A 24,830-nucleotide genomic window follows, 5' to 3' on the forward strand; every position below is an offset into this window, starting at 1 on the left:
CACCCCGGGTCACCCGCCCGGAGCCGCCGCCCCGCGCCGCCCAACGCCCTCGGTGAGAAGGGGCACCTTCTCCACCGGGGGCGTTGACGAGGGCGCCTTCCTCACATCGCCGCGAGCGCCTCGGACACGGCGGTCTCGGTGCCCGCCTTGGTGATGCCGAGGCCGTTGAGCACGCCGGCGCCGTCCTCCAGCTCCAGCAGGCCGAGCAGGACGTGCTCGGTGCCGACGTGCCGGTGGCCGAGCCGCAGCGCCTCCCGCATGGTGAGTTCGAGCGCCTTCTGGGCCGCCGGGTCGAACGGGATCAGGGCGGGCACCGCGTCGGCCCCGGCCGGCAGGTTCGCGGTCGCGGCCTCGCGGACCCGCTCCAGCGGTACACCCTGCGCGCCGATCGCCCGCACCGCGAGGCCGTCGGGCTCGCTGAGCAGCCCGAGCACCAGGTGCGCGGTGCCGATCTCGGTGTTGCCCGCCGTGCGGGCCTCCTCCTGGGCGGCCACCACCACGTTGCGGGCGCGCGGCGTGAAGTTGCCGAACCCCCGGTCGGGGTCGAGGGTCGACGGCTCGGCGGACGCCTTGGGCACGAACCTCTTCTGCGCGGCCTGCTTGCTCACCCCCATGCTGCGCCCGATGTCGGTCCAGGACGCGCCGGAGCGACGGGCCTGGTCGACGAAGTGGCCGACGAGGTGGTCGGCGAGGTCGCCGAGGTGGTCGGCGACCACGACCGCCCCGGCGAGCTGGTCGAGCGCGTCCTCGTGGGCCTTCTTGATCGCCGCGATGAGTTCGTCGAGACGGATCGAACTGGGCATCTGGACGGGATTCGTCATTCGTCAACCATAGGTTGACGCATCTCCTCGCGTCAACCCCGGGTTGACGATCAGGTTCAGCTCGCGACAGCCCGGGGTTTGCGGCGAGCGGCCCGCCCAGGAGGGCGACGCCGCCTTGGATACGGTGTCCGGTGCGGCCGGCGGCCGGGACGCGACGGGCGCGCCCGGGCGGGTCGCCGTCGCCGGTGGGAGGGCTCCGTGGCCATGCGCCTGCACGTGGGATGCGCGATGTGGGCCCACCGTTCCTGGCAGGGGCGGCTGCTGGCCCATTCGCTGCCGTCCCACGAGCGCCTGCGGCACTACGCGGGCTGGTGCAACGCGGTCGAGGGGAACACCACCTTCTACGCGACCCCGGCCCGGGAGACCGTGGCCTCGTGGGCGCGGCAGACCGACCCCGACTTCCGGTTCGTGCTCAAGCTGCCGAAGCTCGTCACGCACGAACGCCGCCTCACCGACGCGGACGAGGCGCTGGGCGGCTTCCTGGACGCGATCGAGCCGCTCGGCCCGCGGGCCCACGCCCTCTGGATCCAACTGCCCGGCTCGTTCGGCCCCGCCGACGTCGGCGTGCTCGCCCGCTTCCTGCGCCGGCTCCCCACCTCCCACCGGTACGCCGTGGAGGTCCGCCACCCCGCGTTCTTCGCCGACCCCCGCGCGACGCGGCTGCTGGAGGCGGCCCTCGCCGGCACGGAGACCGAGTGGGTCCCGTTCGACACCACCGCCTTCTTCCGCACCCCGCCGACCAGCGACGCGGAGCGGGAGGCGTGGGCCAGGAAACCGCGCCTGCCGCTGCGGACGGTCGCCTTGACCGACCGGCCCGTCGTCCGCTACCTCGGCCGCGACGACCCCGCGCTCACGGTCGAGGGCTGGCGGCACTGGGTCGAGGTCACCGCCGGATGGCTGCGCGAGGGCCGCTCGCCGACCGTCTTCATCCACACCCCGGACAACGCCGACGCGCCGGTGCTCGCCCGCCGCTTTTACGACGCGGTACGGGCGGCGGTGCCCGGCGTCGAGGCCCTGCCCGAGCCGTTGCCCGCCGAACCGGCGACCCTCTTCTGAAGCGGGCGGCCAGGGCCTCGACAACCGGTGGACGGGGGCGACGGCCTCACCCGCCGCGACGGGGGTCTTCACGGCCGGGCGACGTCAGTGGCCGAGGAGCCGCACGCCCGCGTAGGCGGTGCTGGTCACCAGAAGCCAACTGGCCAGCCCCAGCGCGAGGGTGCGGCCACCGGTACGCCACAGGGTCGGCAGGTGGATGCCGGTGCCGAGCCCGAACAGGGCGGCGACCAGCAGGACGTCCTGCACGTGGCGCAGGGCGAGCGCCGGTCGCTCCGGGATCAGGTCGGTGCTGGCCAGGACGACCGCGACGAGGAACCCGACGAGGAACAGCGGCACCCCGGGTGGTCGACGGGCCGCCGTCTCCGGTTGCGCGGCGGTGCGACGCGCGGCGACGGCCACGGCGGCCACCAGAGGCGCGAGGAGCGCGACCCGGGCCAGTTTCACCGTGACGGCGGTCTGGAGCGTGCCGGGGGCGTGGCCGGCGGTGGCGACCGTCTGCCCGATGTCGCTGACGCTGGCACCGACCCACTCGGCGAACGCGAACGGGTCCAGGCCCAGCGGACCGCGTAGCAGCGGCAGCAGGGCGATGCCGAGGCTGCCGTACAGCGTGACCAGCGCGACGGCGGCGGGGACGTCGTCGTCGTGGCGGTCCGTCACCTTCTCCATGGCCGCGATGGCCGAGGCCCCACAGATGGAGAAGCCGGTGGCGACCAGCAGCGAGCGGGCGCGGGGCACCTTCAGCATCCGCCCGAGCAGCCGGGTGCCGGTGAACGTGACCGCGACCGTGCCGACGACCACGGCGAGCCCCGGCACGCCGATCTGCGCCAGGTGGCGGAGGCTCAGTTGCAGGCCGAGGAGCACCACCGCGAATTGCAGCAGGTGTCGGGAGGCCACCCGGGTGCCGGCGTGCAGCACCGGGCGGTGCAGTCCGAGGTTGACCACGAGCAGCCCCAGCGCCACGGCGACCGTCGACGTGGGCACGGCCGGCAGGAGGCACGACACGGCGAACGCCACCCCGGTGGACGCGGCGACCACGAGCAGGCCGGGAACAACGCCCGGCGTCCGGCGCCGTGGCTGCGGCCGAGGGCGTGCGGGCCGGCGATGCGCGAGGCGCAGGGCCAGGTTGGGCCTGCTCCGGACTCCGTTGACCACGACGCCTCCCGAGAAGTGAGATGCCCTTGACAATGCGGCAGCGGCAGCCGGGCCAGTAGGCGTCTCGGGGTGATGGGGTCATCAGGACGACTGATGGGTCGACGTAGGGTTGTTGGCGTGGATTTGTCACGAGTTCCTGATCTGGAGGCGCTGGAGTTGCTGCTCCTCGTCGATGCCACCGGAAGCCTCGGTCGGGCGGCACAGGCGCGCGGGGTCGGACAGCCCGCCGTCACGGCCCGGGTCCGCACCATGGAGCGGCTCGTCGGGTTCCCCCTGATCCAGCGGGGCCCGCGCGGATCCACGCTGACGCCCGAGGGTCGGCTGGTCGCCGACTGGGCGCGCGACGTGCTCCAGGCGGCTGCGACACTCGACGCCGGAATCCGGTCGCTGCGCGCCGAGCGGGACGTACGGCTGCGGGTCGCCGCGAGCCTCACCGTGGCGGAGCACCTGTTGCCGACGTGGCTCGTCCGGCTCGCCGCGCAGCGGCCCCAGACGGCGGTCAGCCTGCACGCGATGAACTCCACCGACGTCGCCCGAGCGGTCGGTGACGGCGCGGTGGACCTCGGTTTCGTGGAGGGGCCGCAGGTGCCCCCGGGGCTGGACTCGCGCATCGTCGCCCATGACGAACTCACCGTCGTGACCCATCCCGGGCACCGGTGGGCGCGGCGACGACACCCGATCGAGGCGGCCGAACTCGCCGCGACCCGACTCGTGCAGCGGGAACCCAGCTCGGGCACCCGGCACGCCCTGGAAACCGCCCTGCGCGCCCACGCGCCGCTCGCCGCGCCGCTGCTGGAACTCTCCACCACCAGCGCGCTGCGCGCGGCGGTGGCCGCCGGCGCCGGCCCCGCCGTCCTGAGCAACCTCGCGATCGACGACGAGTTGGCCGCCGGACGCCTCGTGCGGGTCCCGGTGACCGGCGTGGACCTCAGCCGCCCGCTGCGCGCGGTCTGGCGGGCAGGCCAACGACCGCGCGGGCCGGCTCAGGACCTCCTCGCCATCTCGGCCCGGCCACAGCGGGGCCCGGTCGGGTCTTCGCGCTAGCCGACCACCGCGTTGCGCGGCTCCCCCGCTGCCGAGAACGAAGCCGCGCCGGTCAGGCCGGGCCGGTGACCAGCGGGTTGTGGACCCGGCCGAGGAACAGCGGTACGCCGGTGAGCCGGTCGTGGATGACGTACAGGAACGGCCGGTTGACGAAGAACTGCGGCCCCTGCGGGATCGACGGCGGCCGGACGATGACGGCCGACGCGGCTGCGGCTTCCGTACCCTTCTCGTCCACCGCGATGAACGTCTCGTGCACCACGTTGTCGATGCGCAGGGCCGGTTCGGTGCTCATGGCGGTGAAGTCGGCCTGGGACGTGAACGCCGTCGGCATGCCGAGGCCGCTCAGCGCGGCACCCAACTCGACCGGCAGGCGGAACGTCCACCGGGGCAGGCGCAGTTGGACGTCGACGCTCCGGAACCCGGTCAGCAGCGCGCCCAGCCACGTCGCGTCGAGCTTCGCCTCGACCGCTGCCAGGTTGCCCCGGGTCGGCATGACGATGGCCATGGCGAGCCCGTCGCCCGCGTACGGCACGTCGACCGCACGCCACCCGTCCCCCTCCAGGTAGCCCATCCTGTCGAACGGCCCGCGCATGATCGGGACGTCGACGACGGTGCCGTCGTCCCTGGTGAACGGCCCGAGCGCCGTGGCCGCCAGGGTGAACTGGTACTTCCAGGCCGCCCTGAGGTAGGTCGCGTTGGTCAGTATCAGCCTGGTGCTGGGGCTCACGGCGTCCGACCGCAGCAGCTCCGGGATCTTCGCGTTGGTCCGCTCGGACACCCAGGTGTTGATCTCCTGGCGGGCCACCTGCGGCGCGCCCCCGAAGTCGACCGGGCGCGGCGCGGCACCGTAGTGGCCGGCCAGGGTGTCCCGGAACCCGGGTCGCAGCCCCAGGTCGAGCCGCGTCCACAGGGCGTTGGCCGTGGTCAGCCGAGGCTTCTTGGTTCCGTCGCCGTCCTGGTACCGGCCGGCGAGCGACTGGTCGACGGTGTTGAGCCCGCTGTCGAGCGCGGTGGGTCGCGGATACGGCGCGTGGAGCACCGCGTCCATCTCGTCCGCCGTGGTCGAGCCGGCGCCCGCCCGGGTCATCGCGAGCGCGAGCCCGATCGAGTACGGCGCGAACGCCACATTGCCGCCGGCGGGGGTCGAAGCCAGCGTGCGGTAGAGGTCGGCCGTGAAGCCGCGCACGGCGGCAGCGGCGGCCTGCATCGTGGCCGGGTCGGGGGGCAGGCGAACCGTATCCGTCGAGGTGGACGACGGGCCCAGCCAACCGGGACTACCCGGGGCGGCGGCAACGGCAGCGGCCGCGAGCGGCACCGCCCGCAGGATCGATCGACGCGAGACCATGTGTTGACGGTAGAGCAGCCTCATGGGGTCCCACCAGCCACAACGCCGAAATTAATCAAGGTTTGTCAATGTTGGTCGTTTGTGCGGCTCGGATACGCCAACCAGGACAGCACCGAGGAGGCAGCGGTGGCGGCCGGCGCGGGGCTCGCCGACCGCATCGCCGCCTGAGCCGCCTCGCCGGGCCGAGCCGCCTCACCCAAGCCGTGACACGCGGCCACCGCACGATCCTCGCTTGTCAGCACAGACCATCGATGATCATGCGGTGGCCGTTCTCATGCCGCGCCACGCCCAACGCCGAGGCCAGGTGACGTCGGGGCGTCAACGCGTGCCGGCGGTCACCGGCCGGAACTGTTGGTGGAGCGCGGCCACCAGCGTGTCGAACGCCTTCTGCAAGCTCTGCGGGTCGTGCTGCGCGGCCACCTCCCGGGCGTGCTGGAGGATGTCGAGGCGGAGCGCGGGCAGCACCGGCTCCGCCGACGGTTCCGTACCGTCCTCGGGCCACCGCAGCACGGTGAGCGGCAGCCGAATCGGCCCCTCCGCACCGCGCCGGCCGCGATCGTCGAGGATGCGGGCGCACTCCTCCTCCACCACCCGCACCGCCTCGCCCTCCGCCGAGGCGATCGCGGACTTCAGGTTGTTCCACGCCTTCCTGTGCGCCACCAACTCGCTCCGGCCGGCATCGGTCAACTCCTTGGCCTGCTCCTCCAGATCGGTGATGTCCTTGGCCACCTCCTTCGCCCGGTCCGCGTACGGGTTGTGGGACAGGACCTTGACGGCGATGGCGGAGACGCTCAGCAGCACCAGCAGGCCCACGAAGACCGGCTGGAAACTGACCAGGGCGGCGAAGGACTTCGCCTGCGTGGACCGCACGTAGGCGCCTGCGGCGAGCACGCTGACGGTCAGGACGGCGAGGATCACCGGCCCGGCCAGCCGAGGCCACGGCAGGTCGTGCTCCTGCCGAGTCTGTTCCTCGGGTCGCCAGTGCCACAGCGCCCGGCGCAGCAGCAGCCACGGGTTGAGCGGCCCACGACGGCGGGCACGGGTCACCCGGACCCGGTGTCGGAACAAGTGCTCCGCCAGACTCTGCCCGGCGGCCAGCAGGCAGAGGGCCATGCCGATGCCGGGCAGGTAGGCGATGTAGTAGACGATCTCGGACGGGCCGGCCCCGAAGATCCGCTGCACCACGTTCGCCACGAACGCCACGTCGAAGACCGCCGCGAGTGCCAGCACCACCCAGACCGCCCACTTCGGAAGGACCCGGCGGCGCAGGTTCTCCGCCCCGTCGTTCGCGTGCGACTGAGTGACCGTCTGCTCCGCGCGACGTGCCTCCACGACCCGCTCCCGAGACACGAAGCGGTCGATCGCGTCGATCGCCGCCTGCGCCGCGTGGTACCGCTCCACCACCTGATCGCCGGTGCTGTCCAGTGCGGCCTGGGATGCCAGGAGGGCCGCGTTGCCGCTGCCGAACGCGCGCAACAGGGCAGCCGCCTCCAGGTCCTCCGGTCGCTGCTCCCCTGCCCGCACGACCGGGTTGCCGAGCAGGACAGTGGAGGCCGGACAGGGCGTCGGCGCCTGCCAACGCCGGCCGTTGCTCGCTACCTCATCCATCACCATGTCTCTCCTCACGATCGAGAAGCCAGGATGTCGACCCGACGGGCGCACTGGGTCTCATCGTCGGCCGTCGCGGTGACCGGAAAGCTGGTCCCGTCGACGCACGTGTTGATCTCGCCCCTTCCCTCGGCCACGACGTTCGGCACGCCCTCCCCCCGGAGGAACTGGGCGACCGCCTCCGCGCGGTGCCTGGAGAGGTCGCGGTTGGCGCTGTCGTCGCCGCGCGGGTCGGCAAAGCCGATCACCTGCACCCGCGTCGTCGCGCCGGTCCGCAACGTCACCGCGAGTTCGGTGAGCAGCGGCGTGGCGGCCGGCCGGAGCACGACCTCGCCCGTGTCGAAGAGCGCGGCTGCCGGAAGGCTGTACCGCTGCGTTGCGGTGCCGTACCGCACCACCGGATCCCCAACCCCGGTCACGGGCCCGGGCTGCGAGCCGGGATCCTCCGGGTTGCCGCCGAACGAGGCGGCTCGGACGTCGCAGTCACCCCCCTGGAACTCGCAGAACTCCTTCCACAGCCGGGTCAGCCACTGCACCTGAGCCGGCGTCGGCAACGGCTGACCGGCGGCGGGATGGCCGATGCCGACGAAGCTCACCTCGATGCCGACGAACACGTCCCGTCGGAGTTCCTGCGCCGCCTCCGCCGAGCACGCGGCGGTCAGCGCGGCGATCTCGTCACCGCCGCCGAAATCCGACTTCACCAGGCTGGCGCAGCCCGACGTGACCAAGCCGTCGGTGGCGACGACCAGGCGCTTGGTGCCCTCGCCCTGACGGAGCCAGTCGGCCGCAACGGCCACGGGGCGCAGGATGTCGGTGCCCGGCGCGGCCGGGTTGGTCGTCCGGGCCGCGTCGAGCCAGTTCCCGAGGCACCCCTCGGCCTCCTGGCGGCGGTCCTTCTGGTTGTCCGGGTTGTCGTCGTCCTTCTTCCAGTCCGTCGACCGCTCGGAGGCGCTCCACGACAGGCCCGCCGTGGTGCCGCTGAACGGGGCCACGGCTACGGTGTCCCGCCCCTCGACCGCCCGTCGGATGAACTCGTCGAGGGCGTTGCGGTAGTCCGGCGCAGCGGGGCCGGTGGCCCGGGTCGAGTTGCTGACGTCGACCAGGAGTGCCGTCCGCCCGGTCGCCTCCCCGGGCTCGCCCATCCACTCGCAGGGCTTCGGGCCGCTTGGCGGCCGGCACCCGACCAGCGACGGTGCGGCCAGGACTGCGACGACCACCGGTACGAGCCATCGGCGTACCGCCGGCCTCATGAGTCGTCACCACTTCCGACGGGCAGGCCCTGGCTGCGCCGGAACGCGTGCAGCGCGGCCTCGTACGACTCGGCGAACTCGAACAGGCCCACGCGGGTGTGGCTCTTGGCGGCCCGGTCGAGCACGTCCGCCAGGTCGGTACGGGCCTGGTGGCGGGCGTTCTCCAACCCGGTCACCGACGCCGCGAACGGCTTGTCGGTCAGCTGCGCGGCGTACGGCAGGACCAGGTCGCCGACGTCCTGGCCGGTGAACCCGGTGAGGATCTCCCGCCAACGGGCCGCCGCCTCCTCCACGTTGTCCGCCCGCACCCGCATGAGCGAGTAGGCCAGCAGCACGTCGACCACCCGCGCGTCCGGCCGCACCCGCAGTTTCACCTGGCAGCGCAGTGAGACCCCGGCGTCGGTGAAGCAGAAATCGGCGGGCAGCGCCTCGACCATGGCCCGCTCCGCGTCGAGTGCCCGGTGCGGCGCGAAGGCCCGTCCCACCTGCCAGACCACGTCCCGCACCGCGCGGCGGACGCTCTCGGAGTGCCGGTCCGCGCGGGTCCTGAGGTCGTCGAGGTCGGTCACCGCGGCCGACCAGGTCGCCTCCACCTGCACCTGGAAGTCGTACGCCTCGCCCATCGCCGGGATCGCCAGCGGCGTCCCAGCGTCGATCGACTCGGTCAGCGGGGTGATCGGGACGCTGGCGGCCGGCGAAGTCGCGGGCTGCTCCGAACGTGCCTCCGAACGTGCCTCCGGACGTCCCCCGGTCAGCCGGTTCCAGAGTCGGCGCCAGAAGCCGGGCTTCCGGTCGGATTCGTACGTCGTCATCGGCTTCAGTCCTCCGTGGGTCGGTCGATGAGTTCCTTCAGCAACAGGTCTTCGGGGCGGCGGCCGTGCCACAGCCGCAGGTGCCAGAGGCCACGCTTGCGCAGCCGCCGGTCGACCAGCGTCCTGCGCACCAGGCCGGAGAGCGCCTCGGAGAGGTCCTCGTGCGGGCCACCGGGGCGGTACGGCAGCTCCAGCCACTGCCGCATCAGGTCCCAGGCCGGGTACGCGGTCGTCGGGTCGGCGAGGGCGGCCTTCCACATCCGCACCAGCGCCGGCAGCCGTTCGGGTACGACGGTCGCGTCGACCAGGAGCTGCGGCCACTCCGGGCGGTCGCGGCCGAGCAGCCGGGCGAGGAAGAGGACCGCCCAGGTGGCGTGGGTCCTGACGTCCGCCGCGTCATCGGTCAACCAGGCGTCGACGTGGTCGAAGACCAGCTCCGCCGAGCCGGCCTCCTGGTAGATGCCCGCCACCGCACGGCCGACGCTCCGGTACGCCCGCTGTCGCGGATCGGCGGCGATGACCCGCAGGTCGCGCAGGGCCACATCCGGGATGGCCACGCCCAGCTCCGTGCCGTAGACCCTGGCTGCCGTGTCGTGCAACTCCGGGTCGTTGCTCGACACCCAGTCGCCGACCCGCCGGCGCACCCGGATGACGAATCGGTCGTTGCGGCCGACCTGTTCCAGCGCCCATGCCGCCGCCTGCCGGCGCATGCCGTTGGTGTCCAGCGCCCACGGCCGGATCAGGTCCGCCATGATCTTTTCGAAGTCGTACACGGCGAGCTTCCCCACGGCCTGCGCGGCGCGGAGCCTCATCGCGGGGCGACCGCTCGTGACGACCCGGTCAAGCCAGTACAGCAGGACCTCCCGCGTCGTGTCGTAGTCGTTCCACGCGACATCGAGGAAGGCGTCCGAGAGCGCGGCGTTGCGCAGTTGGGCGCGGCGCGGCGACGCCTCCTTGCCGGCGCCGAGGTCGCCCAGCATGTCGGGATAGAAGAGCTTCTCCAAGCCGTCGTCGAAGACCGGCCGGGCGGGTGTGGAATCCGGTGCCTCGACGAGCCGCAGCATGCCGAGCAGTTGCTCGGCGGCGGAGAGCACGTCGACCAGCTCGATGCCGTCGAAGATCGCGTACGCCGTGCGCAGGGCCTGCCGTCGCGGGCCCCCGAAGGGGTCGGCGGCCGACGAGGCCACGAGCGCGTCCTCGAACGCCGCCCGGGCCACCGTCCGCCAGTCCGGCTCCAGGGCGGCCACCACCTCCTCGGCCGCCTTTCCCTGCCGCAGGCCCTCGACCAGGGCCCGGGCCAGTTTCACCACGCGGCCGGGACGGCGGTTGATCGCGAGGTACTCCGTGGTCGCCTCGTCGGTCAGCACCGTCCGCAGCGCGTCGGGAGGAAATCCGGGCAGCTCCGTCTCCAGGTAGCGTTCGAGCACCGCCGCCGGGTCCGGCCAGTCGTGGGTGACGGCGTACCGGCTGGTCTCGGCCTCACCCGCCGACGGCCCGAGCAGCACGACGTACCCACGGCCGCCGTGCCCCACCACTGTGCGGTAGGCCTCCACGGTCGACTCGTCGGCGAGATCCGCACCGTCGCGGACTTCGAGGACCAGACCCCAGCCGGCTGGAAAGATCGCCTCGGACTGGGACAGCACCTCACCCGCGACGACACCGTCGGGCATCACCAGCCCGCCGACCGCGACGATCCGCCCCTCGGCGTACATCCGCTCCAGGAGGGCGTGACCCACGCCCCGCCGGCCGCTGCCGTCGGGGCCCCGGACGATCACCAGCCCTTCGGTACGAAGCGTGGCGAGAGCCGATGGGAAGTTCGGCCCTTGCACATACCGTCGGCGCTGTTGCTGCAGGTCGACGTCCGTCAGCTCGTAGCGGGTGAGGGTGATCTGCTGGCCGCCCAGCTTGACCTGGACCGAGACCGCGTTCGTCCCGAAGGCCGCCGGGCCGTCGACCGTGTGCACGCGCGTGCGGTACTGGTCACCCCGCTGGAGGTTGAAGGCCTCCGCCGGGGACTCCGCCTCGTCGGGCGTCTTGCCCGACGACGGCTTGCCCAACTGCTGCTTGGGCAGCCACTCGTGCAACGTCTCCGGCCTACGGCTGTCGGCCGCACCCGGGCCGCCGTCGGCGACGTCCTTCCGGGCCGCCGCCTGCTCCTGCGGCGTCGGGTCCACCGGCGCGTCGGACGACGCCCCGGGACGGTCGTCGCCGTCCGCCGGGTCGGCGGTTCCGATCTCGTCCGCCGACGGGGCTACGTCGGCCACGCCGGCCTCCGGCGGCGGCGCCGCGACGCCGACCTGGTCGAGGTCGTCATCGCCGGTCATGCCGCGCCCCGTAGTGGTGGGAGGTGGCGTTCCTGCCGACGGCGAAACCGCCCTGGACGACGCCGACGGAGATGTCGTACGTGTCGCCCGCGCCTCGCCCGTCCGCGCCCCGTTCGACCTCTTCAGGGGTGGCCGTGGCACGGTCGGGGCCCGGGGGGCTGGTAGAGGCGGTGGGGCTGGGCGGTTCGGTGGGGCCGGTGGGGTTCGTGCCCGCGTCGACCGTGGCCGTATCCCCCGGCAGCTCGACGCCCCACAGCCGGATCCACGCCGGCTCCAGGTAGTCTTTGTCCGCCGCGACGACCCGCCGGTAGGCGCGCGGCAGCAGCGCCGGGTCGCCGTCCCGCACCGACGTCCGGTACACGTGGTCGGCGAGCACGAGACCGAGGAACGCCTCCGGCGCGGCGGCCATCGCCCGGCGCAGCGGTGCGATGTCCCGGATCCGCGCCGCCTCAACCAGCGCCGGGCCGCCCATCAGGTCGTCCTCCTCGACCACGACGTCGCCGTGCGTGACAGCCATCCGGATCCGGAGTTGCGCCTCCGGCAGCAGCCCGGCGTTGGACCTGCGCAGCTCCCGGTCGACCCGGGGCGGGAACTCCCCGATGATCTCTTCCTTGCTGACCACCGAGGGCACGACGATGGTCATGCTGTCGCCGTCCTTGCGGACCAACCACTGGCTTCCGAGCGGGCACTCCTTCAACGCCGCCGCCACCGTGGCACGCAGGTCGCCGGCGAGCCGCCGGTGCCGCCAGGATCCACCGGCGCTCGAATTCGCGATGTCGATTGAGATAACCGAGTACGAATGGGCTGGAAGGTACATCCGTTACTTCTCCCATCTCTGGTGAGGCGCGGATCGGTGGCGATCGGCGCTCGCCACGTGGTCAATTGAGCTACGAGAGTCGGCGTGCCTCAGAGAGCGAGTGCCGCCAGGCTCACGAACGACAGGCACAGGCACGCCAGGCCCACCCTGACGAAGCGGTACTTGACGATCACGATCTGGCTGGTCCAGTGGAGTTCGCTGATCAGGCCGACCAGCGGTTGAGTGGCGGCGTGTCGCAGAGCAGCGGTCAACTCCTGGCGGTCGACCGCGCCGACGTGACCGAAGAAGGCCACCTGGTCGACGTCGCGGTCGCCACGCAACCGGGGGTAGAGGGCCAGCAGCATGCTCACGGTGCCGACGATCCACAGGGTGCCCGCCGCCCACCAGCACCAGGTGTCGACCGGCGCGAGGGGCTGCCGTGATCCGGCTTCCCCGAGTACGAAGCCGACGGCGGCACCGACCGCCGTCCCTCCGATGGCCAGCCCGTGAACGGCCTTGCCGTCCGCCCTGTCGATCTCTTCTCGGTTGTGCGCGAGGAGACGCTCTGCGAGTCGCTGCTCTTCCATACTGGACAGGGTCCACCTCTTTAGGGCGGGGATCGACGGCCCCGGACACACCCCCTATGCGTCATCCGACATAGAGTCGACGAGGGATCGCAGGACCGGCACCTGCACCAGGACGATGCGCTGTCGGCTCGTTCGGACGAGCCTGCGGTCCCGCAGCATGCGCAGCGTGCGGGCCACCACCTCGCGCGACGTCGCTGCCGCCTTGGCCAACTCCTGTTGCGTCAGGGGCAGGTCGATGACGACCCCGTCGGGCGTGCGCAGGCCCTGCCGCTCGGCGAGGTCGAGCAACAGCGCGGCGACCCTGCCCGAACTCGACGTAGAGACGTATCGCAGGCGCTCGGCGTCGGACTCCCGCAGGCGGGTGGTGACGTGTTGGAGCATCGCGAACATCGCCCCCGGAAAGGCCTGAAGGTGCTGGAGGAACTGCTGCTCCGGGATGATTCGCGCGCAGACCGGCACGAGAGCCGTGACCGTCGCCGAGCGGGGCCGGTCGTCGATCGCGGAGAGTTCACCGAGGATGTCGTCCGGTCCCCTGATCGCCAGCAGCACCTCGTCTCCCCGGCGGGACTGGGCGGAGACCTTGGCCCAACCGGAAAGAAGCAGGGCCACGTGGTGGGTGGGCTCACCCTGATGGAAGAGGGTGGCCCGGCTCGCGTACCGATGCTCGGCTCCGAGCGCAAGAAGGCCCTTCGCCTCATCGGTGGAAACAAGATCCAAAAACGGACGTGTCATCGCCCCCCCATTCGACGACCACGCCCCTCCGGGAATGTGATCATGCGACATCGCTCCACTTCGTCCATTGGAGAGCGAAGTGTAGCGACGTGGTGATCGTCGCCACATCCTCGTAGCCGTCGGCTCTCGGATACACCCAGGGAAGGGATGAAGGCTCTATGGCACCCAGCGGTGTCCGCCCGGACACTCACGATCACCATCGGGCCATTCCCGAATGCTCGGATCAGATAGCGGAAGTGTCAGGACGCTGACATTTGCGCCCCGAGGCATCCCATCGAGCCAGGTGTAAGGCTGTCTATCTAGCGCCACGTGGCAGACAGCCACACCGAGCGATCTTGGTGGTTCCGTAGGGACAACTTCCGTTGTGGGGACCGAGTACCGGCGAGCACCTGCCACCCAGGCCGGTGCTGACCCGCTCAGCGATACTGCGCCTTCCAACCGCTTCCGATGCGCGGACCGCCACTGCCGGGGGCGCCGACAGACAGTCTGGGACGGGGAGTTCGTCGCCCTCAACGTCGCCTGACGCAGCTCACCGACGCGGAGGCCAGGACTCAGCTCAGACACAGGTTCCTCACCCAGCCCTGCGCCGTTCGCGCATCCGCCGGCCTGCAAGCGGTGCGGCGGCGCCCAAGTCGACCTTCGCCGCAGCAAGGCTCAGGGCTGGTACTGGCGCTGCTACGCACCAAATCCCCAACCGAAGCCGAACAGCAAGCCGGATCGGTGCGGCTGGACCAGCCAAGTGGACGCTGGGCGGCGCCTCAATGGTAGTAGGCAGCCAGCCGGGAAGGTACGCAGCCGCGCCCAGTGAGCGCCCCTGGTCAGCGCCTGCCCAATCCACCCAGAGCCAGATGCCTCGCGACCCCTCGACCACCGAAACTGCAAGATCCTCGGATCACCAGCCTCAAGCCTTGGCACCCAACGTCGACAAAGGCGCTCGGCGAGGCGAAGAAAATTTTCCGAACACAGGCACTTCTTGTCGATCAGACAAGAAGGTAGCGTGAGTGGTATGCGAGATCTATGGCAGTCATCAAGCGTGCTGCTCACGGTGGACCTGGTGATCCTGACCCTGCGCGAGGACCGTCTCCATGTTCTGCTGGTGGAGCGCGGTCACGAGCCGCACCAGGGGGCGTTCTCCCTGCCCGGCGGCTTCCTCCGGGACCGCTCGGAGGACATCCTGGCCGCGGCGGCGAGGGAATTGTCCGAGGAGGCCGGTCTCGACGCCGGGACGCTGCACCTCGAGCAACTCGCGGTGTATGGCGACCCGGGCCGTGACCCACGTGGTCGGGTTGTCTCCGTGGCCCACCTGGCGATCGCTCCCCGGCTTCCAGAACCAGTGGCGGGTACAGATGCTGCAGACGCCCGCTGGACACCGGTCGACCAGGTGCTCGACACCTCCCTTCCCCTCGCCTTCGACCATCTGCGGATCGTGATCGACGGGGTAGAACGCGCCTGCGCCAAGTTGGAGAGCACCGCCCTCGCCACCGCTTTTTGCGGACCGACCTTCACCCTTTCCGAGCTGCAACGGGTCTACGAAGCCGTGTGGGACACCCGCCTCGACGCCCGCAATTTCTACCGCAAGGTGCAGGGAGTACGCGGTTTCGTTATTCCGGCGGGACCCACCAGGAAGACAGAAGGCGGGCGACCGGCCCGGCTTTTCCGTGCCGGTCCTACCACTGTCCTGTATCCACCCATGGTCCGCCCGGACCGGACTGAACGAGGAGAAGACCAGTGACAGACGACGTCGTAGTAATCCTGACCGCACTGGATCTCGAGTACGAGGCGGTCCGAGAGAAACTAACCGACCCACAGCTGCACCGGCACCGGGCGGGGACTAGGTTCGAGATCGGCTGGCTGGCCGACCGTCGTTGCCGGGTCGCCCTCGGCCTCGTCGGCAAGGGCAACCATCCGGCGGCCGTGCTAGCCGAGCGGGCAATCGCCGAGTTCGATCCGGTCGCGGTGCTGTTCGTCGGTGTGGCGGGCGCGCTGCGGGGAAAACTCGCGCTCGGCGACGTCGTCGTCGCTACCCACGTCTACGCCTACCACGGCGGCACGAGCGAAGACGACGGTCTCAAGGCCCGGCCCCGGGTGTGGGAGATTGCCCACGGCCCGGACCAGATCGCGCGACACCTGGTCCGCACCGGCGCCTGGACTACACAGCTGGCCCAGGGCGGGACGACTCCGCGAGTGCACTTCGGGCCGATCGCCGCCGGCGAGGTGGTACAGGACTCCACGGTGTCCGACCACGCCCGCTGGGTGCGGCAGCACTACAACGACGCGCTGGCCATCGAGATGGAAGCGGCCGGGGTCGCACAGGCGGGTCACCTCAACGGCTCACCGGTCGTCGTGGTGCGGGGCATCAGCGACCGCGCCGACGGCACGAAGACCACGACTGATGGCGCCAGCTGGCAGCCGAAGGCGGTGGCCAACGCCGCAGCCTTCGCCATCACCCTCGCCGTCGAGCTGGTACGGGAGGCCCCTACCAGCTCACCCCGAACTCAGGTCGACACGAGGAGGAACCCGACGATGAGCTCCGCAGTAAGCAATACCGCCAGCGGTGCAGCACAGGTGGGCGTACAGGCCGGCCATATTCACGGCGATGTCTGGGTGGGTGGCGCGCCGCCGTCGGCACCCTCGGATCTGCCCAGTCAGCTCGCCGAGCTGCGGGACGAGCTGTGGCGGGCGCACCGGTTGGGGCACTTGGACCAGCCGACCTACGAGGCGGCCGAGACCGAACTCACCGCCGTCGACAAAGCGCTCGACGACCCGCGCGACGGCAGCAAGCTGGTGGTGGCACTCAAGCGGCTCCGCGGGCTGGTCGGGGACGTGGCCGATCTGGCCGCGAAGGTCGCCGCCGTCATCGCGATGAGCCAGGGCACGCTGTGACGGCGCGGCATGTCAGCATGCCCGTCCACGACAACGCCCCGAACGTGGGCGTCCAGGCGGAATCGGTGCACGGCGACATCACCGTCTATTTCCTCCCACCTGGCGCGGGGCCAGAGGAGAAGCTGCGGGTCGGCGTGAACTACCTCAACGGTGGAATGCCCCACAAGGCGGGAGAGCTCATCTACGACGTCCTGATGAGCGGACACACCAGCAGTGAGGCTTGGTTTCATTGGCTGCTGGCCGTAATGAGCGGACGAACCCTGCGTCAACTATCCGACGAGGACATCGCCAAACTGAGCGCGGCCCGTAGCCGGCTCCCGCTGCACAGGCAGGACGTCTGGGCCGACGGTCTACGGGTCATCAGCCGGCTACTGGACGCCCTGGACTCCCAGCAACCGGAGCTGCGCCGGCTCGTCCGCAAGGAGCTCGCCAGTCTGGACCCGCTGCTCCGGGAAAAGATCGTGCGGCATCTCCAGCTGTTCCTCAGCGGCCCGGTCGAGGACGAGATGTGGACGATCAGCGTGGCCGACGCCAAGAAAGCCCAACGCGCCAACGCTCGCTCTGAGCGGGTGTGGCGCTTCTTCTACCCGGCGCCCGCGAACCCACGCGCCCGGCAGCCCGTTCCCGTGGCCACGACCGGCCGGGACATTGCCCTGGCGGTCGTCACGACAGTGATCGCCGCCACGGCGGCTGGCTGGCTCTGTTGGGTCGTTTTCACATCCGGCCGGGTCGGACCGATGATGGCGCCGCTGCTGTCGATCGGAGCTGGTTACCTCTGCGCGGTCCACGGTGCCGTGTGGCGCTTCAACGTGGAACGGCGGCGGGCCAAGGACGCCGTGCACCGGCCTCCCCAGCAACGAAAGGCGGCCCCGTCCGGCGGCTTCACCAACCGGGTCGACCGGCTCTTCAAGCAGTACGCTGGACGGTACGTCCCCGAGGGAATCGACCGGGCCGAGTGGCTGAACCTGACCGCCGGCATTCGCCGCCACCTCAGGGACGAAATCGTCGAGGTCTACCGGGAGACCCGGGTTGGTGACAAGGAGATCGCCTGGCTGATCCGCCACCGCGTCGGCGACCTCAAGACCCGGTGGACCAACGGTACCCTTTGGGCATACCGTGAACAGCTGCGCACCCCGGTCCGTACCCGTGCGCTCGTCGTCCTTGGCGGCCTCGTCGCGGCGGCGTGCTGGCTGCTGGTGATCGTCACCGCGTTGCCCCAGAAACCTCTCACCGGTGTGGCCGCCACGGTTGTCCTGCTCGCCGCCGCCTGGCCCGCAGTGCGGGGCTGGTCGCGGATCATGCTCGAGTGTCGACGTTTCGCCGCCGACCAGACGGAGTACGACCAGCGGATGGCCGACAGTTGGGCGGCCCACGAGCGGTGGACGCGCAAACTTGCCAGTAAGCCCGAGGACGCGGAGATGGCGGCCTGGCTGGACTGCGATTGCCGACTCCTGATCGACAAGGCGATGGCGCACTACAAGCTCTGCCCGACCGACGTGATCGCTTACGCGGTCATCGAGGCACCCGCCAAGCCCTACATGAAAAGGGGACGGGTCCGTAACGGCCCCTGGCGGTACGGCCGATACGAACTGCTGGTGTTCCTGCTCACCCCTGACGGCGTGCGGCAGATGAGTGCCCAGCTCGACTTCGAGCAGGCGACCTTCCACAACCTGCGCCGGGCCAACTACCGGTTCGAGGCCGTGGCCGCCGTACGGGTGGCCGAGTCGGACAAGTACGCCCGGACCTTCGAGTTGGCGCTGGTCAACGGCGAACTCACCACGGTCAACGTGACCGAGGCCAGCACGGACAAGCTGCAGGACGGTGAGAGCCCGCTGACTCTGTCGGAAGCGGCCCTGGACGCCAGCGGCCTCACGACCACCCTCCACGTCCTCGAGGGTGTCGCCGCTGAGGGCAAGGAATGGATCCAGAGGGAACGGCAACGCGGCCGGAATCGCGAGGAACGGTTCATCTCCGCTATGCGGGACCTGCTCGACTGACCGGAGACGACGCCCGCCGACCACACCGACGGTGGCGGAGCCCGGGGCGCTGGTTAACGCCCCATCGACGATTGGCCGCCGATGTCTCCGGCCCTCCGAGTCGAACGGTTCCCCGCTCGGCAAAGGGATCCACCGTACCGGGTGCTGCCCGGCTCAAGGCAGCCGACGAGGTGCCGGCTGGCCGCCGCTGCCAACGACGGGTTGCAGCCTCCGGGTCTACGCCGGCCGCGTCGAGCCGTGCCTCCGAGGGACGACAGATGCGGTTGCTTCGGCGGCGGCATGGGATAGCTCCGGCAGGACGTCACCGTAGAACTTGGCGATGAAGTTGTGGGCTGGAGTGACGGTGCCGGTTGGAGATGGCCTCTATCTGCACGCCGGCGGTCAAAAGCGCTGCACGGGCTCGCCGTGTGGTCTAGACGCCGGCTTCCATCAGGTCGAGCATGGCTTGCTCGACTGCACGGAAGGGTTGAAACTTGTGGCCGACGGGGTGCATCGAAGCGAGTGGGAGGTTGCGCATTGGCCAGTCCGCGCAGCGCTAGGGCGATAGGCTCCGAGTTTCCGTACCGGCTCGGCACGATGTGCTACATCGAGGTGACCGCCGACGGGTCGGTGTCGCAGGGCGTTGATGCGGCCGCCTACCAGCGGGCCCTATCGGGGCAGTCGCGGCTGTTCGCGGTCTGGCCGGGCAGCTATCGCAGTGACCTGTTCGCTATCGATGATCTCGACCAGTACGCCCGCGGCATGGGATGGGTCCATGACGAGGCCAGCACAGGCTTGGCCGAGCATGAGCACCAGGTCCGGTGGCGACTCAGCGAGTCTGAGCGCAACCCGACGGCAAGCTACATCTCCGTAAGGGTGTGGCTCGATTGCGGGTGCATGGTTCGCGATCTTGGTGCATTCGCAAAACACATGCGATCGCAGCAGGGCTGGGACATCGCCACGACAGGCGGCTGGGGCAGCAGTTCGGAGCGTGGCGGAACGTCCTACTCGATGCGCGTGCGCCGCAAAAGTCTCCCCCAGCCAGCATAGGCTCGCAGCCGGAGTGGCACTCGGGTCAGCGAGTGGAGTCAGAGAACAACCGCTCCGAGGCGAGACACCAGATATCGAATCACTCGAAGGTGTCGCTCGCCTGGTTCCTGTTTCGTACGAAGATCATTCCTTATCTGCAGGCGCGAACCGGAGGAGAGAGCCCGGAGGAGCGTCGTGGGCCGACCAAAGTTCACCTACAGGCCATTCTGCTACCCGCATCCCCAAACCCGCTCTGCGTGCGCCAGCACCGCTTTCAAGTCATACATCACCCGGTATTTGCCACCTAAACGCTCAATTTATCAGTTCACGAGCATGTCGTAGGCCGGTCGAGCTCGGCCGCGAAGAAAGCCGACGCGGCCTTCAATATCTCATTCGCCCGCCGCGACTCGGCGTTCTCCCGCCGCAGCTGCTTCAGCTCTGCCGACTCCTCCGACGTCACCCCGGGCCGCCGACCCTCGTCGACCTGCGCCTGACGGACCCACTTACGCAACGTCTCGGCCGTGGCGATCCCCAGCCGAGCCGCCACCGCCGTGATCGCCGCCCAGTCCGACTCATGTTTGGCCGCACCTCCGCGACCATCCGCACCGCCCGCTCCCGCAGCTCCTGCGGATACGGCTTCGTTCCTGCCATCTCTCGATCCTTCCCAAGCGGGGAAGTCTCTACAAGATCCGGGGCGGTTCACGACAGCTTCCTGCACGAGTACGGCATCCCGGCACCCTCGACCGCGAGGTCCTGGAACACTGCGCGCACCTCGATGCCCTCACGACGCTGTGCACAACCCGCAGATGACCTCAAGGGTGGCGACGCCCGATGAGCGCAAGCTCGACGATCTTGGTCGCCATCGGGAAACCCTCGCAAAGAGGACCCCGGCCACGGGCTTCGACGATGCGCGACAGCTCCGCTTCCAACTCGGCGCGAAGGGCAGCGGGCGTGGCCTCCCAGGTGCACTTGATCACGTTGAAGTACGTCTCATAGGTGCACGATCCCCCGACCGCCGCGTTGTCGAAGACCGGAAAGATCCGGGGAAGCAGAAAGTGGCAGAACTTCGACGGGAACACCGCAGATCCCGACCTCGTCGGCTTGAGCCGCGCGACCACTTCCGGAAACGTCCGTACCTGATCCCAGGTCACACCGGTGATGTCCAGGTCCTTGACCGGCGCGCACGCTTGATGCCAGGTCCGGGACAGCTCGTCCCGGTGTTCGGTGAACCGACCGGTCACATCGGCCTGAGAGAGCGGTCGCAACGCCTTCCACGCGGTCAACCGGGGCAGGACGCCCGCCCACCAACTGTCCCGGAAATCTCCATCCGGGTTCTGGGCGGCCAACACCTCGTAGTCGCTGTTGTGGAAGTCGTTCGGCCAACTCGTTTTCGTCTGCCACCACCGGACCCCGGCGGCGAACTGCTCCCTGTCGATCGGCAACACGCGCGCATCCTATGACCGGACCGCAAACATCGATATCAGGCGGGCGACACCGATGGCCGGGCCGGTCCTGACCAACGCCCGCTGCCGCCAGTGGCACCCCGCCGGAAGCCCTCATCAGGTACACCGCGACGAACGCCGTGACAGCCGCCGACGTCCACGAACACGACGCCCCGTCCCGCCAAACGGCGACCGGTCCAACGGCTCCCGAGCACCCACCGAGACACCGAGCAACCAGCAGGAACACAAAAAGGCTCTGGCCCGGGATGAAATCCCAGGTCAGAGCCTTGCTGCTGGTGCGCCGCCAGGGACTCGAACCCCGAACCCGCGGATTAAGAGTCCGCTGCTCTGCCAGTTGAGCTAGCGGCGCTCGTTGGCAACGGAGAGAACACTAGCACGGCCCGTGAGCGGGGTTCCAATCCGATACCCCCCTCCCCTCTTCGGGCACGCTTATCGGACAGAAGCGCCCGAAAACCCCACCAGTCGCCGTTACGGGCCGTGGCGCGTCGCCGGCATGGGGCACGATGGGCGCCAGGCACGCGAGAAGCAGAGGTGGCAATGGGCAGGTTCGCGCGGGCCGGGGCGATGGTGGGCGCCCTGACCCTGACGGCGTCGCTGGCACTGACCGGGTGCGGTGACGACCAGGAGAAGGCGGAGTTCGTCGGCGGCACTCCCGCCGTCGGCAGCAGCGTCGCCGCCGAGGCGGGGGTCGCGCCCGCCGACCCGGGCACGAGCACGGGTCCGACGTTCAAGCTCAACCCGTCGGACGGGGCGAAGGACCGGCCGGTCAGCACGGAGGTCTCCGCGAAGCTCCCCGACGGCACGAAGGTAACGGACGTCACCCTGGCCGATGCCAAGGGCGGCAAGGTCGAGGGCCGCTGGCGCGCCGACGGCTCGTCCTGGGTGCCGAACAGTCCCCTGAAGTTCGGCACCCGCTACACGGCGACCGTCACGGCCGCCGGCGAGGGCGGCGGGACCCGGCAGGGCACCAGCACCTTCACGACGATGGCCAAGCCGAAGTCGATGATCACCTCGGGGCTCTACCTGTTCAGCGACCGGACGTACGGTGTCGCCATGCCGGTGGTCGCCGAGTTCCACCCGGGCATCCCGAAGAAGGACCGGGCATCGGTGCAGAAGCGGATGTTCGTCCGCACCGACCCGCCGCAGCCGGGGGCGTGGCACTGGGTAGCCAACGGCACGCAGGCCTACTACCGCGCGCCCGAGTACTGGAAGCCGGGCACCACGATCGACGTACGGATCGCGCTGGCCGGCATCCCGCTGAGCAACGGCAAGTACGGCAACGTCGACCGGAGCGCCACGGCCAAGATCGGCCGGTCGTTCGTCATGAAGGTCGACAACGCCACCAAGAAGATGAGCGTCTACGAGAACGACCAGCTCGTCCGCACGATCCCCGTCAGCCTCGGCAAGAAGAGCACCCCCTCCTCCAGCGGCACGCTGGTCGTCATGGAGAAGAAGGAGGCGACGGTCTTCGACACCCGGGACGACCCGAACCCGGCCAACCGGTACGTCACCGACATCGAGTTCGCGCAGCGCCTCACCTGGGGCGGCGAGTACATCCACGCCGCACCGTGGTCGGAGCACGTCCAGGGGCGGCAGAACGTCTCGCACGGCTGCGTCAACGTCTCGTTGGCCATGGGCAAGTGGCTCTTCTCCCAGACCAAGATCGGTGACCCGATCACCGTCAAGGGCACCGAGCGCAAGCTCGCCCAGGGCAACGGCTGGACGGCGTGGGACCTGAGCTGGCCCGAGTTCGTCAAGGGCAGCGCGCTGCCCGTACCCGATGGTGGGGCGGGGCCGGCCCTGGCCTGACGCGACAGCCGCCGAGGGGCGGGGAGCCAGGTTCCGGCTCCCCGCCCCTTCTCTTTGCGAAGGCTGCTCGCAAATTTCGCGATCCTAGCAATATTCGGACATGATGGTCCGGGTGTTTCTCTTCACCCCTCGCAACGGGTACCTGCCCCCACACGTCGGTAGGGGACGATGGGCAACCGGGGCACCACGACAGTGAGGGAATCATGCGCGCAACCCAGGACCAGCTGACCCGGCGCGGTGGTCGACGCCGCGCGTTCGCGGCGGGGCTGCTCGCCGCCGCACTCACGCTCACCTCCGCCTGCACCGACGGCGGCGGAGACAAGCCGTCGGCGTGGCAGGGCGGCGGCGAGAGCGCACCGAAGGCCACGGCCACCATCACCGAGCCGGCGGCCGACGCGAAGGACGTGCCGGCGTCCACCGGCATCACCTTCACGACGAAGGAGGCCAAGGACGCCACCGTCGAGCTGAAGGACGCGGCCGGCGAGGCCGTGGAGGGCACGCTCGCCGCCGACGGCGGGAGCTGGCTGCCCAAGGGTGCCCTGAAGTACGGCGAGACCTACACGGCAACCGTCACGGCCACCGGGGACGACGGCAGGCCGGCCCAGGCCACAAGCACCTTCACCACCATGGCCAAGCCCGCCAAGCAGGTACGCGTCACCAGCTTCCTCGGCGACGACCAGGTCGTCGGCGTCGGCATGCCGCTGATCGTGAAGTTCAGCCGGGCCGTTCCGGAGGAGTACCGGGACGACGTCCAGCGCCGAATGCGGGTGACCTCCACCCCGGCCCAGGAGGGCATCTGGCACTGGGTCAGCCCCACCGAGATCCGGTACCGGCCGAAGGAGTTCTGGAAGGCCGGGAGCGCCATCTCGTACCGGGTGCAGGCCGGCGGCCTCCCCCTCGGCGGCGGCTGGTACGGCCGGGCGGACCTGACGGTCGACATCAAGACCGGCCCGGCGCTACTGATGACGGTCGACAACAAGACGAAGCGGATGACCGTCACCAGGGACGGCAAGGCGATCAAGACCATCCCCGTCAGCCTGGGCAAGAAGAGCACCCCGTCGTCCAGCGGCACCATGGTCGTCATCGAGAAGCTGCGCAAGACGGTCTTCGACACCTTCGAGGAGCTGGGCCCCGAGGAGGGCTACCGCACGAAGATCGACTATGCGCAGCGCCTCACCTGGGGTGGCGAGTTCATCCACGCCGCCCCCTGGTCGGAGGGGCAGCAGGGCACCGTCAACGTCTCGCACGGCTGCGTCAACGTCTCGATGAAGAACGGCGCCTGGCTGTTCGACAACACCCGCATCGGCGACCCGATCGTCGTCAAGGGCACCGAGCGCAAGCTCGCCAACGGCAACGGCTGGACCGACTGGAACATGAGCTGGGACGAGTACGTGAAGGGCAGCGCCCTGCCGTACGACCCGGACGCCGAGGGCGCCACGGGTGATGGCGGCGACGCCGGGGAGAGCCCCAGCGCGGAGCCGACCGCCTGACGGACACCCCGCAACGACGAAGGCCCCCTCCGAACGGAGGGGGCCTTCGTGCGAGGGTGACTGATGGGAATTGAACCCACGACAACCGGGACCACAACCCGGTGCTCTGCCAACTGAGCTACAGCCACCATGCTCTCCGCGCCGGCAGGACCGGGCGGTGCGGACTAATCATAGCCACACCCCCACCGCCTGCGTCCACCGGGTTCCCCGGCGGCTTCCGTGCGCTCTTGCGCACCAGGGCCCTGAGGGCGGGCACGGTCAGGAGGACTCGTCGACGATCGTCGGGTCCGCGCCGGGGTCACCCTCGCGCTGCAACTGCTCCTCGAACATGACGAAGGTCTTGCGCCGGATGCCGCGCACCAATGCCACCTCCCGCTCGTTCAGCCGCCGGTCCTCTCGGTCCGCCGCGTCGAAGATGCCCTCGACGGTCTCGTAGAGCGCGAAGATCGGCCCCTCTCCCGTGAGGTAGTGCCCCCGGTACGCCTCCACCTCCTGCACGAATCGCTCGGGCCGAATGGTGAAGACGTCGTCGCTCGGCTTGGGGAAGACAACCTCGTAGAAAATATCCAAACGGGAGGTCCAACCTCCCGTGTCAATTGACACACGCCAGACCGCAACCCCGCCGCTGGGCATCCTCACCAGCTTGACCGGAG

20 protein-coding genes, 2 tRNA genes and 2 pseudogenes are annotated in these 24,830 nt (G+C 70.2%); 8 read left to right on the forward strand and 16 right to left on the reverse strand.

What is annotated here, in order from left to right; genetic code table 11:
• Positions 1-101: 101 nt before the first annotated feature.
• A complete protein-coding gene (locus tag LPU43_RS08165) occupies positions 102-821 on the reverse strand; it encodes a Clp protease N-terminal domain-containing protein (RefSeq protein WP_229399643.1) in 720 nt (239 codons plus the stop codon).
• 204 nt (positions 822-1,025) lie between these two features.
• On the opposite strand from LPU43_RS08165, the gene LPU43_RS08170 reads away from it, so the two are divergent.
• Positions 1,026-1,877 carry a DUF72 domain-containing protein gene (locus LPU43_RS08170; protein ID WP_505845360.1) on the forward strand — a complete coding sequence of 284 codons (852 nt, stop codon included), beginning with the start codon at positions 1,026-1,028 and terminating at the stop codon, positions 1,875-1,877.
• An 84-nt stretch (positions 1,878-1,961) separates the two neighbouring features.
• On the opposite strand, the gene LPU43_RS08175 is transcribed toward LPU43_RS08170, so the two are convergent.
• Entirely contained in the window at positions 1,962-3,029 is a 1,068-nt protein-coding gene (locus LPU43_RS08175) for a YeiH family protein (protein ID WP_306416119.1), read from the reverse strand.
• Positions 3,030-3,146: 117 nt separating this feature from the next.
• On the opposite strand from LPU43_RS08175, the gene LPU43_RS08180 reads away from it, so the two are divergent.
• Positions 3,147-4,073, forward strand: a complete 927-nt coding sequence (locus tag LPU43_RS08180; protein WP_229399644.1) for a LysR family transcriptional regulator — start codon at positions 3,147-3,149, stop codon at positions 4,071-4,073.
• Positions 4,074-4,125: 52 nt separating this feature from the next.
• Here the strand turns inward: LPU43_RS08180 and LPU43_RS08185 are convergent, their stop codons facing one another.
• From LPU43_RS08185 to LPU43_RS08220, 8 genes are all read right to left on the reverse strand, one after another.
• Positions 4,126-5,418: a serpin family protein gene (locus LPU43_RS08185; RefSeq protein WP_229399645.1), complete on the reverse strand. Its 1,293-nt coding sequence runs from the start codon at positions 5,416-5,418 to the stop codon at positions 4,126-4,128.
• 318 nt (positions 5,419-5,736) lie between these two features.
• Complete coding sequence (locus LPU43_RS08190; RefSeq protein ID WP_229399646.1) at positions 5,737-7,026, reverse strand: hypothetical protein; 1,290 nt, start codon at positions 7,024-7,026, stop codon at positions 5,737-5,739.
• A 14-nt stretch (positions 7,027-7,040) separates the two neighbouring features.
• Positions 7,041-8,168 (reverse strand): OmpA family protein, encoded by a 1,128-nt coding sequence (locus tag LPU43_RS08195; RefSeq protein WP_229399647.1) that lies wholly within the window; start codon positions 8,166-8,168, stop codon positions 7,041-7,043.
• A 104-nt stretch (positions 8,169-8,272) separates the two neighbouring features.
• Positions 8,273-9,088, reverse strand: coding sequence for a hypothetical protein (locus LPU43_RS08200; protein WP_229399648.1), 816 nt, complete (start codon positions 9,086-9,088; stop codon positions 8,273-8,275).
• A gap of 5 nt (positions 9,089-9,093) precedes the next feature.
• Positions 9,094-11,412: an NACHT domain-containing protein gene (locus LPU43_RS08205; protein ID WP_229399649.1), complete on the reverse strand. Its 2,319-nt coding sequence runs from the start codon at positions 11,410-11,412 to the stop codon at positions 9,094-9,096.
• Positions 11,399-12,055 carry a hypothetical protein gene (locus LPU43_RS08210; protein ID WP_229399650.1) on the reverse strand — a complete coding sequence of 219 codons (657 nt, stop codon included), beginning with the start codon at positions 12,053-12,055 and terminating at the stop codon, positions 11,399-11,401. The genes LPU43_RS08205 and LPU43_RS08210 overlap by 14 nt, the downstream gene beginning before the upstream one ends.
• 263 nt (positions 12,056-12,318) lie before the next feature.
• Positions 12,319-12,795 carry a Pycsar system effector family protein gene (locus LPU43_RS08215; RefSeq protein ID WP_229399651.1) on the reverse strand — a complete coding sequence of 159 codons (477 nt, stop codon included), beginning with the start codon at positions 12,793-12,795 and terminating at the stop codon, positions 12,319-12,321.
• Between the two features lie 54 nt (positions 12,796-12,849).
• Positions 12,850-13,527: a Crp/Fnr family transcriptional regulator gene (locus LPU43_RS08220; protein ID WP_229399652.1), complete on the reverse strand. Its 678-nt coding sequence runs from the start codon at positions 13,525-13,527 to the stop codon at positions 12,850-12,852.
• A gap of 1,033 nt (positions 13,528-14,560) precedes the next feature.
• Here LPU43_RS08220 and LPU43_RS08225 point away from each other — a divergent pair.
• The 3 genes from LPU43_RS08225 to LPU43_RS08235 are packed head-to-tail and all read left to right on the forward strand — an operon-like array spanning position 14,561 to position 18,407.
• Positions 14,561-15,259 (forward strand): NUDIX hydrolase, encoded by a 699-nt coding sequence (locus LPU43_RS08225; RefSeq protein WP_229399653.1) that lies wholly within the window; start codon positions 14,561-14,563, stop codon positions 15,257-15,259.
• Positions 15,256-16,410, forward strand: a complete 1,155-nt coding sequence (locus LPU43_RS08230; protein ID WP_229399654.1) for a 5'-methylthioadenosine/S-adenosylhomocysteine nucleosidase — start codon at positions 15,256-15,258, stop codon at positions 16,408-16,410. The genes LPU43_RS08225 and LPU43_RS08230 overlap by 4 nt, the downstream gene beginning before the upstream one ends.
• A gap of 17 nt (positions 16,411-16,427) precedes the next feature.
• Positions 16,428-18,407, forward strand: a complete 1,980-nt coding sequence (locus tag LPU43_RS08235) for a hypothetical protein (protein WP_229399655.1) — start codon at positions 16,428-16,430, stop codon at positions 18,405-18,407.
• A 216-nt stretch (positions 18,408-18,623) separates the two neighbouring features.
• On the opposite strand, the pseudogene LPU43_RS08240 reads toward LPU43_RS08235, so the two are convergent.
• Positions 18,624-18,792 (reverse strand): annotated as a pseudogene (locus tag LPU43_RS08240) (site-specific integrase); the annotation flags it as partial.
• 191 nt (positions 18,793-18,983) lie between these two features.
• Here LPU43_RS08240 and LPU43_RS08245 point away from each other — a divergent pair.
• The gene (locus tag LPU43_RS08245; protein ID WP_229399656.1) at positions 18,984-19,436 is read left to right on the forward strand and encodes a hypothetical protein; all 453 of its coding nucleotides are present in this window, start codon (positions 18,984-18,986) and stop codon (positions 19,434-19,436) included.
• A gap of 305 nt (positions 19,437-19,741) precedes the next feature.
• Here the strand turns inward: LPU43_RS08245 and LPU43_RS08250 are convergent.
• From LPU43_RS08250 to LPU43_RS08260, 3 genes and pseudogenes are all read right to left on the reverse strand, one after another.
• A pseudogene (locus LPU43_RS08250) lies at positions 19,742-20,066 on the reverse strand (transposase); the annotation flags it as partial.
• A 161-nt stretch (positions 20,067-20,227) separates the two neighbouring features.
• Positions 20,228-20,860: a hypothetical protein gene (locus tag LPU43_RS08255; RefSeq protein WP_229399657.1), complete on the reverse strand. Its 633-nt coding sequence runs from the start codon at positions 20,858-20,860 to the stop codon at positions 20,228-20,230.
• 291 nt (positions 20,861-21,151) lie between these two features.
• Positions 21,152-21,227: transfer RNA gene (locus tag LPU43_RS08260), tRNA-Lys, on the reverse strand.
• A 188-nt stretch (positions 21,228-21,415) separates the two neighbouring features.
• Here LPU43_RS08260 and LPU43_RS08265 point away from each other — a divergent pair.
• Both LPU43_RS08265 and LPU43_RS08270 read left to right on the forward strand, forming a co-directional pair.
• The gene (locus LPU43_RS08265; protein ID WP_229399658.1) at positions 21,416-22,687 is read left to right on the forward strand and encodes a L,D-transpeptidase; all 1,272 of its coding nucleotides are present in this window, start codon (positions 21,416-21,418) and stop codon (positions 22,685-22,687) included.
• 203 nt (positions 22,688-22,890) lie between these two features.
• Complete coding sequence (locus LPU43_RS08270; RefSeq protein ID WP_229399659.1) at positions 22,891-24,177, forward strand: L,D-transpeptidase; 1,287 nt, start codon at positions 22,891-22,893, stop codon at positions 24,175-24,177.
• Between the two features lie 55 nt (positions 24,178-24,232).
• Here LPU43_RS08270 and LPU43_RS08275 read toward each other — a convergent pair.
• A tRNA-His gene (locus tag LPU43_RS08275) sits at positions 24,233-24,305 on the reverse strand.
• A 130-nt stretch (positions 24,306-24,435) separates the two neighbouring features.
• Positions 24,436-24,747, reverse strand: coding sequence for a hypothetical protein (locus LPU43_RS08280; protein ID WP_229399660.1), 312 nt, complete (start codon positions 24,745-24,747; stop codon positions 24,436-24,438).
• Positions 24,748-24,830: the final 83 nt, after the last annotated feature.

This window comes from Micromonospora okii (assembly GCF_020884795.1).
Classification (GTDB): domain Bacteria; phylum Actinomycetota; class Actinomycetes; order Mycobacteriales; family Micromonosporaceae; genus Micromonospora; species Micromonospora okii.